Raw genomic sequence first — 8,858 nt, 5'->3', positions numbered from 1 at the left:
CGAAGTGGTTGAACGTTCCGGCCGGGAAGACCGCCAGCGGCAGGCCCGCCTCGGCGGCAACCGCCGCGGCCGTCGACACGGTCCCGTCGCCGCCACCGACAGCCAGCACTTCGGCTCGTTCGGCGACCTGGCGCAGCACCGGCAGCGGGTCTTCGTCGGGATCGAGTTCGACGATCTCCATCTCGGGCAACTCGGTGCGGACGTCGTCCGCGACGCGCGCCCCGGTGCCGCTGCCGGAAGCCGGGTTGACCACCAGGACCACTCCGGCGCCATCGGGCCGCTCCGGGACCTCCACCCGAAGCGGTTCCGTCCTGGGCAAAGCGGTCTCCACGATCGGCGGGACCAGGCGGCTCCCGGTGATCGCCACCCCGGCCCCGATACCGAAGCCGATCACCACGTCACCCGGATAGTGCGCGCCGACCGCCACCCGCGACAGGCCCACCAGGCCGGCCAGCAGGGCCAGTCCGAAACCGAGGGTTGGACTCTCCAGACCCACACCGACGGCAAACGCGGCGGCACTGGCGGAGTGCCCGGACGGCAGCGAATTCGAGGTCGGCCGACGCCGAACCCGCCGGACCAGCGGCACCGACTCGTAGAGCGGCCGGGGACGTTGCCGGACTCGCTTGGCGACCTGGTTGGTCAGCAGGCTGGCCATCCCCAGCGACACCACACCGCGGGTGGCGCCGCGTTGCGCGGAGTGCTTTCCCGACGCGAACAGCAGGCCGGCGATGACGAACCACAGCTTGGAGTGGTCGGCCGCCCGGGTCAGCGGCGGCATGGCCGTGTCGAGTAGCGGGGTCGGACTCTCCGCGATCGCCTCGAACAGTTCCCGATCGAGGGCACCAAGCCCGTTGGTGATCTTTTTGATGCTGCGCGTGGGTCGCCAAGGCCGCCGGTTCATTGGCTCCACCCTAACGGCCGTCACAGCAACCGGATCGGGTCCTGGGGATGCGGACTGAGCGGCGTGGTCTCGATGGTCACCCAGCCGGAGAGCGGCAACGCCTCCAGAATGGCTTCCAGCTCACCGAGATCGCGGGCCCGCCACAAGCCGAGCGTGCCCGGGCCGTCCGGGCTGACCGGCAACGTCCAGAGCCGCAGCAAATGCCCCCGCACAGCCAGGTCGCGAGTGTGTTCGGCTTCGCGTGCGCAGGCGTCGTCGACGGCTGCCGCCGGGATGCCGGGCGGAACCGTCAGGGTCATGCTGATCAGGAACTCCGGCCCCTTGCCGGGCCGGCCGACCACTCCGGCGGCCGCCGGGTCGTTGTCGTGAGCGCCCAGCGGTGTGACCCGGGCAGCCTGCGACATCCCACCGAGCAGTTGTTCGAACTCGTCTCGGTCGGCGGCCGAGAACAATCCGAGGATGCGCGATTCGCCCGGCCGACTGGGCGCACGCCACAGCCGCAGCAGTCGCTTGTGCCTTGCGAGCTCGTGTGCGCGGGCCGCCCCGTGGCCGTCGGGCACCTCGGTGGCCATCGCGGCCAGGAACTCCACGAACAGACTCTATTCCCGCGCCGGGCGCTCGGCCTTGCGACGCAACGTCCAGGCCGGAATCCAGTGCGTCACGGTTTTCTGCTTGGAGCCGAAGTCCACCGGATAGGTCACCAGCCCCCACCAGTCGCCCTGCTCGCAGATGCCCCAGCAGCTCAGCTTGCCCTCCACCACCTTGTGCAGCTGCAGTCCGTTCGGGTGGTAGCGCCCCGAGCGGTGCGGCTGGCGGGGAAACAGCACCGTTAAATCCACCAGTACCGGGATCGGCGGGCGCACCGGACGGAACGGACCGCGAACCGGCTGCCCGTTGTAACCGATCGATGCGAGCCGTCCCACCAATCGATCATACGTTCGAACAAGGCTGCGACACAGGTTTCGCGGCAGCCCCGGCCACCCTGGCAACATGACCGGTGTGGCAGACGAGTCGCGGCCCCATCCGTGGGATCCGGTGTGGGTTGGTCTGTTAGCCGCCGGGGTGGGCCTGGGCGGGGCCGCGCGGCCCTCGTTCTGGTATGACGAGGCGGCCACGATCTCGGCCGCCTACAGTCGCTCGCTCGGCCAGTTGTGGCAGATGGTGGGCAACGTCGATGCCGTTCACGGCCTCTACTACCTGCTGATGCACGGCTGGTTCCTGGTTTTTCCGCCCACGGAGTTTTGGTCCCGCGCCCCGAGCGGCCTGGCCGTCGGCGTCGCCGCGGCCGGGGTGGTGGTGCTCGGCAGGCAGTTGTCGTCTCGGACCGTCGCGGTGGTCGCCGGCCTGGTCTGCGCGATCCTGCCCCGGACGACCTGGGCGGGCATCGAGGCGCGCCCGTCGGCCATGTCGATGACGGCGGCGGTCTGGCTGACGGTCCTGCTGGTATACGCCGTACGCCGCCGCCGCGGCTGGGTGTGGGCGAGTTATGGGGTGGCGCTCGCGTTTTCGATCGTGCTCGACCTGTATCTGGTGTTGCTGCTGGCGGCGCACGCGCTCTTCATCTACGTATTCCAGCGACGACGACAGGTACTGCTGCCGTTCGCCGTATCCGCGGGCATCGCGGTGGTCGCGCTGACTCCCTTTGCGCTCGCCGTGGTCAGACAGGCGCACCAGATCAAATGGGTCGCACCGATCGGACACCGCACCATCGAGGACGTCGTAATCCAGCAGTACTTCGAACGAAATCCGGTGTTCGCGGTGCTGTCGGCGCTGATCGTGCTGGCGGCCGTCGTGTGCTGGGTGCGCTCAACCCGGCCCTTCACCCCGGCTGATCGCCAGTTGCTGACCTTGTCCATCGCCTGGCTGGTGATCCCGACCGCGCTGATCATCTTGGGGTCGGTGGTGGCACATCCGATCTATACGCCCCGCTACCTGACCTTCACCGCCCCGGCGATGGCGATCGCGTTGGCCGTCTGCGTCGGCGCGGTGACCGCCAAACCCTGGGTGGCGGTGGCCGTGGTGCTGATCCTGACCATCGCCGCCGTACCGAATTATCTTCGGACACAACGCAACCCGTACGCGAAATACGGCATGGACTACAGCCAGGTCGCCGATCTGATCTCCGCCCGGGCGGCGCCGGGTGACTGCCTGCTCGTCAATGACACGGTGACCTTCATGCCCGCGCCGATGCGGCCGTTGCTGGCCGCCCGCCCGGACGCCTACCGCAAACTCGACGACCTGACCCTGTGGAAGCGGGCCACCGAGATCAACGACGTCTTCGACACCAACCTGATCCCCGAGGTCGTCGTCGCGCCGTTGAGTCATTGCAAGGTCGTGTGGATCATCACCCAGGCCGACGCCGCGGTACCCGCGCACGAGCGGGGATCAGCGCTGCCGCCGGGTCCGCGCTACGGTGCGACGCCAGCCTTCGCGGTGCCGCATGACCTGGGTTTCCGTCTGGTGGAGCGCTGGCAGTTCAACCTGGTCCAGGTCATTCAAGCCGTCCGGTAGGCGACTACCAGACGCGGATGTAGTCGATCAGCATGGAAGCCGGGAAGTTGCCCCCGGCTGGATCGCCGGCGCCCACGCCGCCGACGGCGAGGGTGTACATGGGTGACATCCAGTAGCCAGGATTGTTGAACGGCCACCGGAAATCGTCGGGCGCGCCGCCGTGCACGTGGATCGGCTTCGGCGGCACGGCAAAGTACTGCGCGCCGTCCCGCGAGAACTTGAAACCGTCGACGTCCCAGCGCATTTGCCAGGTGTGCCAGTTGCCGTCCACCAGACCGGGGATCGACTTGCCCTCCCAGGTCTTGCCGTTGGATGCCGCGTGGACCGTGGTTCCGGGGGCCCAGTCGCCGTTGCCGTACCACTCGAAGACGTCGACCTCACCGTCCGGCAGCGGATCCTCGTTGACCGCCCAGAACGACGGCCACAACCCGGGGCTCAGGCAGTCGAGCTTGATCCGCGATTCCCAGGTGGTGCCGATCATGCCGCGCCAGTTGCCACGCAGTTTGCCGCTGTAATAGGTGCCGTTGAGATCTTTGGTTGCCCGCAGCACCAGGTTGGAGTTGCCGTCCTGGAAGACATTGCTGGGGTCGTTGCGGTAGATCCCGTCGACCGGCGGGAACACGTCGTCCTGCCAGGTCTGCACGGTCCACTTGGCCGGGTCCGGACCAGCGCCGGCCGGGCCGTCGAATTCGTCGGCGAAGAGGTAGGGCCCGGACGGGCCTGCCGACGGCGCCTGGGGCGGCGCCGGGTGGGCCTGGGCTTCGGGGATCGGGATCGATGCCGCGGCGGCCAGCATGCCGAGGCCTGTCGTCAACAACATGCTCCGACGATCCATTCAGGTACCACCGTTCTTTATTTGCCGTTCAAGGCCCGATCGAGGCCTGTCCCGGCCAGGTTCTCGGACTCGCGCCATCCCCCTGGGAACTTTCACAAACGGTCTTATAGAACCATGTGCCGGGGGCCGATCGCACCTTGCACACGCGGTGATACTCGCCTCAGCATCAAAATCAGCATCAAAATCAGAAGACTCGCACCCAGTCGACCAGCATTTCCTGCGGGTAGGACCCAGCGGCAGGATCGCCCCCGCCGGAGCCGCCGACGGCCAGGTTCAGCACGGGGAACACCGTGTAATCCGGATCGTTGAACGGCCACTCGCGGATCGGCTCGTTCAGGTCCTCGATGCCGGTGGCCGGCACGGAGAAGTAGGGCGCCGCGCCGTCGGCGTAGTCCAGCCAGAAGTACATGCCGGTGACGTCCCAGCGGACCCGCCAGTTGTGCCAGCCGCCGTCGACACCGATCGGGAAGGTCTCGAAGGCCGTGCCGTCCGGGTTGGCGTGGACCGTGGTACCCGACGGCCAGGTGCCGTTTCCGTACCACTCGATCAGGTCGATCTCGCCGGAGCGGCCGGGATCGTCATTCGACAGCCACCACGCGGGCCACATGCCGGGGGCGAGGCAGTTCATCTTGATCCGGGCTTCCCAGGTGGTCCCGACACCGCCGCGCCACAGGCCGTGCACCAGGCCGCCGAAGTAACCGCCGCCGTCCTTGGTGGCGCGCAGGACCAGGTTGGATTTGCCGTCCACGAAGACGTTCTGCCGGTTGTCGCGATACTGGCCCCAGAACTGCGGCTGGTCGAAGTCGACCGGGTTCCTGATCGGCGTCCGGAAGTTGGACACCGCCCATTTCGACGGGTCGGGCGCCGAGCCGGCCGGTCCATCGAACTCGTCGTGCCAGATGAACCCCCCGGCGGTACCCGCGGACGGAGCTGCCGGCACGGGCGCCAGGCCCGGGTCGGCCCCGGCCAGCGGGGCCGGAATGGCGGCCGCCAGCGCGCCGAATCCCGCCATCATCAGCATGCGGCGACGGTCCATCTGTGACATGGCAAGGGACGATAGCAAAAGCTATTGGATGGGTTCGTCGCCCAGCACGGTGGTGCGCAGCATCTCCCGCGGCGAGTTCGGGTCGTACGGCGCCGCCCGGTGCAGCACCCCACGGTTGTCCCAGATGACGGTGTCACCGACCGTCCAGGCATGGCTGTAGACCCGGTCCGGGGTGGTGGCGCGGTCGAGCAACTCGGCCAGCAGCGCGCGTCCTTCGTCCAGGTCCATGCCGACGACGTAATCGGCCGAGGCGCCCAGCACCAGCGACTTGCGGCCGCTGCGGTGCGTCCAAACCAGCGGATGCTCATGGGTGCGCCGGGATCGCCAGCGCGCCACCTGCTCCGGCGTCGGGTCCGGGGTGACCCGCCGCTGGGAGGCTTCCAGCGAATGCACCACGCGCAGCGGTCCGAAGCGCTCCTGCTCCGCGGGCGTGAGCGCCTCATACGCGGCGTAGGAATTGGCGAATTCGGTCTCCCCGCCCCACTCGGCGACCTGCACCGCCGACAGGATGGTGGCCTTCTGCGGATACTCCTCGCCGAGCGGTGTGCACCCGTCGATGTGCCAATCGAATGTGGCCTTCAAGTAGGCCGCCGACGAGTTCTTCGCCGGATTCAGCGTGATCGGGTAGATGCCGGCCACCGGGTGATGCCCGTCGGACGAGTGGTCGATGTCACCCAGCCGGCGGCAGAAGGCGACCTGCGCGTCAGGATCGAGTTGCAATCCCCGAAAGACCAGCACCCCATTGACTTCCAGCGCGTCGAGGATGGCCGCACCGATCGAGTCGTCGGATGCCGCGTCGGCAAGATCGAGCCCGCAGACCTGTGCACCGACCGTCTCGGTGAGCTTGTTGATGGTGAGCACACTCATGGCCGAACCTTTCTATAGACCAACTGCCGCAGCGGGTTTCGGGTCAAGGCACCGGTTCGCCGGTGCGGACCATCACGGCGTCCGCGGCATCCACCGGCACCGGCTGATGCATGACTTCGACCGCCATGGCGACCATGATCAACGAATAGATCAGGTGCAGCAGATTGAGCGCGTCGTCGGGCAACCCGTCGAGCGCAAACTTGTCGCAGTAGTCGATGGCCTCCTCCAGGCGCGGGAAGAAGGCGTCGTAGAACTCCCGCAGCTGCGGCATGGTGCTATTCACCCGGGCGTTCCACCGTTCGGATTCCGTTGCCAGACACCAGTTCTGAGCGTACTTTTCCAGCTCCGCGAACGCGCTGGGCAGCATGTTGCCGGCCATCTCAGACTCCCGCCGGCATTCTCTCGCGCCGGTACGCCTCGACCCAGTCGACCACCACCTTGTGCAGGTGACGCACCAGGATCTCCTGGTCGTTGAGCGGAAAGTCGTCGACGATGCCATACTCCAACGCGGCCTGGGTCCCGCCGAGCATGCCGGCGTCCTGCAGCGCGAACTCCTTGAGCACCACCGCGGCGACCTCGTGCTCGATCCGCTCCCGCACACTGCGCGCGGGGTGGAAGTAGGTGTAGGCCTCGAAACGGTGGGTATTGTGCGAAGTGGGCCAGTAGCGGTAGAGCAGGTACCAGCCGCCGTAGATGAGGATCTCAATGTTGGGGAAGATCTGAAAGTTGCTGATCCCCCACGGTTCGATCCCGCCGGGGTTGAGCCCGGCCGGCAGTTCGCCGATGTCGGGGGTGCGCCACGGGCCCACCAGCCCGCTGCGGGTGGCTCGCTCGATCGGGTACATGTACTCCTGGGGCAGTAACCAGCGCCGCCGACCCGCTGTCGAGACCATCCGGTGCGGGCCGTCGAGTTGGAAATGGCCACAAGTGAATCCGGCGTTGGGGTCACGCACCGCCGCGGGCACCTGTTGGGGGTGCAGCGAAGGCACGTGGTAGTACTCCTGGAACGCGTCGGCGAAGATCTTCCAGTTGCTGTTGTTGTGGGCCACCCACTCGTAGCGTTCGGTCAGCTTGTCGAACGGATAACCGTCCAGGCCGGTGATCATCGGCCCCAAAAATTCCCGCAGAGTCTGGCGCGGTTCGTCGTCGAAGTTGATGAAGATGAAGCCGTTCCAGACGTCGCAGTGCACCGCCCGCAGCCCGTACTTCGCCGGATCCAGATCGAAGAACTCCGACTGCTGCTGAACGAAAGTCAGCGCACCGTCCAGACCGTAGCGCCAGCCGTGGTACTTGCAGGTGAACTGCCGACAGGTGCCGCGGGTCTCGTCACCGGGAAAGTCGTTCCACACCAACTTATTTCCCCGATGCCGGCACACATTGTAGAAGGCACGGATGCGCTCGTCACGGCCCCTGACCAGAATCACCGAGGTGCGAGCGACCTCGATCTCCTTGGTCAGGTAGCTACCCGTGCGGGGCAATTCCTCCACCCGCGCGACGTTCAGCCAGGCCCGCTTGAAGACCGCTTCGCGCTCCAGTTCGTAGAACTCCTCGGATGTGGAGTCCCGGAAGGAGATCGGACCGGTTCCCAGTTCGGGATAGTGCTCGGTCCACGACCCCTCGGCGGGCCTGCCCGATCGAGTCATTTTGGCCTCCTTGTCCTGGCAGTCATAGCACCGACCCGCCGTTGACCCCGATGACCTGACCGGTGATGAATCGAGCCTCGTCCGAGCACAGGAATCCCACCGCCGCGGCGATGTCGGCGCCGGTGCCCAGGTAGCCGACCGGGATATTGCTCGCGATCTGCTCGTTGGACGGCAGGTAGCCGGCCGCTTGTGATTGGTGCTGCATCGGTGTCTCGATGCCCGAGGGTGGGATGGTGTTGACGGTGATGCCCTGGGCGGCGTACTCACGGGCCAGCGACTTGGTCAGGGTCAGCACGGCGCCCTTGGCCGCTGCGTAGTGCGCGGCGAAGGGCGATCCCCGCTGCGCGCTGGACGACGAGATCAGCACGATCCGGCCCCAGTTCGTCGCCAGCATGTCCGGCAGCGCGACTTGGCAGCAATGGAACGTACCGGTGAGGTTGACGTCGACGATGCGGGCCCAGTCCTGCGTCGTGATCTCCAGGAACGGCGAGAAATCGAAGAGTCCGGCGCTGGTGACCAGGACTGAGACCGGCCCCAGTTCGCTGCGAATTTTGGCGAATGCCTGCTCGACGGCGGTCCGCTCGGTGACGTCGGCGCCGGCGGCGGTGGCGGTGATCCCGTCCGCCCGCAGGTCGTCGGTAACCCGTTGCGCCGCATCCTCATCGATGTCGAGCACCCCAACCCGGTGGCCGCGCCGGCCCAGTTCACGGCAGGTGGCCTCCCCGATACCCGATGCGCCTCCGGTTACCACCGCCACCCTGCTCACTCGTAGACCACCCGCACCGTCGGGGTGGTCGGCAGTGCCTGACAGGTCAGGACCCAGCCCTCGGCCACCTCGTCCTCCTCCAGAGCGTCGTTGTTCAGCATCCGCGCGCCGCCCTCGGTCAGCCGCGCCATACATGTTCCGCAGGAACCGACTTCGCAGGACGACGGCGGCGACAGTCCCGCCATCCGGGCGGTCTGCAGCAGCGTGTCGCCCCGCGAGTAGGACACCGCGGTGGTGCGCCCGTCCAGATCGATGGTGACCTGTGCGGCGTCCACACATGACAGAGCAGG

At 67.2% G+C, this 8,858-nt stretch carries 10 protein-coding genes and 1 pseudogene; 1 reads left to right on the top strand and 10 read right to left on the bottom strand.

The window, feature by feature from the left end:
* From BN972_RS30070 to BN972_RS00585, 3 genes are all read right to left on the bottom strand, one after another.
* Positions 1-901, bottom strand: a 901-nt coding sequence (locus BN972_RS30070) for a bifunctional phosphatase PAP2/diacylglycerol kinase family protein (RefSeq protein WP_036351652.1), incomplete at its 3' end; no start/stop codon positions are given.
* Positions 902-921: 20 nt separating this feature from the next.
* The gene (locus BN972_RS00590) at positions 922-1,491 is read right to left on the bottom strand and encodes a muconolactone Delta-isomerase family protein (RefSeq protein WP_036351648.1); all 570 of its coding nucleotides are present in this window, start codon (positions 1,489-1,491) and stop codon (positions 922-924) included.
* A gap of 9 nt (positions 1,492-1,500) precedes the next feature.
* On the bottom strand, positions 1,501-1,824 hold the full coding sequence (locus BN972_RS00585; RefSeq protein ID WP_036351645.1) for a hypothetical protein: 324 nt from the start codon (positions 1,822-1,824) through the stop codon (positions 1,501-1,503).
* Between the two features lie 67 nt (positions 1,825-1,891).
* Here BN972_RS00585 and BN972_RS00580 point away from each other — a divergent pair, with 67 nt between their 5' ends.
* Positions 1,892-3,412: a glycosyltransferase family 39 protein gene (locus BN972_RS00580; protein WP_036351642.1), complete on the top strand. Its 1,521-nt coding sequence runs from the start codon at positions 1,892-1,894 to the stop codon at positions 3,410-3,412.
* A 4-nt stretch (positions 3,413-3,416) separates the two neighbouring features.
* Here the strand turns inward: BN972_RS00580 and BN972_RS00575 are convergent, their stop codons facing one another.
* The 7 genes and pseudogenes from BN972_RS00575 to BN972_RS00545 all read right to left on the bottom strand — a co-directional run.
* Entirely contained in the window at positions 3,417-4,247 is an 831-nt protein-coding gene (locus tag BN972_RS00575; protein WP_036351639.1) for a glycoside hydrolase family 16 protein, read from the bottom strand.
* Between the two features lie 184 nt (positions 4,248-4,431).
* On the bottom strand, positions 4,432-5,283 hold the full coding sequence (locus tag BN972_RS00570) for a glycoside hydrolase family 16 protein (protein WP_235192406.1): 852 nt from the start codon (positions 5,281-5,283) through the stop codon (positions 4,432-4,434).
* Positions 5,284-5,313: 30 nt separating this feature from the next.
* Entirely contained in the window at positions 5,314-6,159 is an 846-nt protein-coding gene (locus BN972_RS00565; RefSeq protein WP_036351636.1) for a TauD/TfdA dioxygenase family protein, read from the bottom strand.
* A gap of 43 nt (positions 6,160-6,202) precedes the next feature.
* Positions 6,203-6,538 (bottom strand): hypothetical protein, encoded by a 336-nt coding sequence (locus tag BN972_RS00560; RefSeq protein WP_036351634.1) that lies wholly within the window; start codon positions 6,536-6,538, stop codon positions 6,203-6,205.
* Between the two features lies 1 nt (position 6,539).
* A complete protein-coding gene (locus tag BN972_RS00555) occupies positions 6,540-7,802 on the bottom strand; it encodes an aromatic ring-hydroxylating oxygenase subunit alpha (RefSeq protein WP_036351631.1) in 1,263 nt (420 codons plus the stop codon).
* A 22-nt stretch (positions 7,803-7,824) separates the two neighbouring features.
* Entirely contained in the window at positions 7,825-8,568 is a 744-nt protein-coding gene (locus BN972_RS00550) for an SDR family NAD(P)-dependent oxidoreductase (RefSeq protein WP_036351629.1), read from the bottom strand.
* A pseudogene (locus BN972_RS00545) lies at positions 8,565-8,834 on the bottom strand (2Fe-2S iron-sulfur cluster-binding protein); the annotation flags it as partial. The pseudogene BN972_RS00545 and the gene BN972_RS00550, both read right to left, overlap by 4 nt.
* Between the last annotated feature and the right edge of the window lie 24 nt (positions 8,835-8,858).

The sequence above is a fragment of the Mycobacterium asiaticum DSM 44297 genome, from assembly GCF_000613245.1.
Classification (GTDB): Bacteria; Actinomycetota; Actinomycetes; order Mycobacteriales; family Mycobacteriaceae; genus Mycobacterium; species Mycobacterium asiaticum.
Note: the sequence above shows the minus strand (reverse complement) of the source record. Positions and strands in the feature narration are given on the sequence as shown.

Coding starts and splice junctions, on each gene's coding strand:
- BN972_RS00580 (WP_036351642.1), top strand. CDS start 1,892: ATGACCGGTGTGGCAGACGAGTCGCGGCCCCATCCGTGGGATCCGGTG.
- BN972_RS00575 (WP_036351639.1), bottom strand. CDS start 4,247: ATGGATCGTCGGAGCATGTTGTTGACGACAGGCCTCGGCATGCTGGCC.
- BN972_RS00570 (WP_235192406.1), bottom strand. CDS start 5,283: ATGGACCGTCGCCGCATGCTGATGATGGCGGGATTCGGCGCGCTGGCG.
- BN972_RS00565 (WP_036351636.1), bottom strand. CDS start 6,159: ATGAGTGTGCTCACCATCAACAAGCTCACCGAGACGGTCGGTGCACAG.
- BN972_RS00560 (WP_036351634.1), bottom strand. CDS start 6,538: ATGGCCGGCAACATGCTGCCCAGCGCGTTCGCGGAGCTGGAAAAGTAC.
- BN972_RS00555 (WP_036351631.1), bottom strand. CDS start 7,802: ATGACTCGATCGGGCAGGCCCGCCGAGGGGTCGTGGACCGAGCACTAT.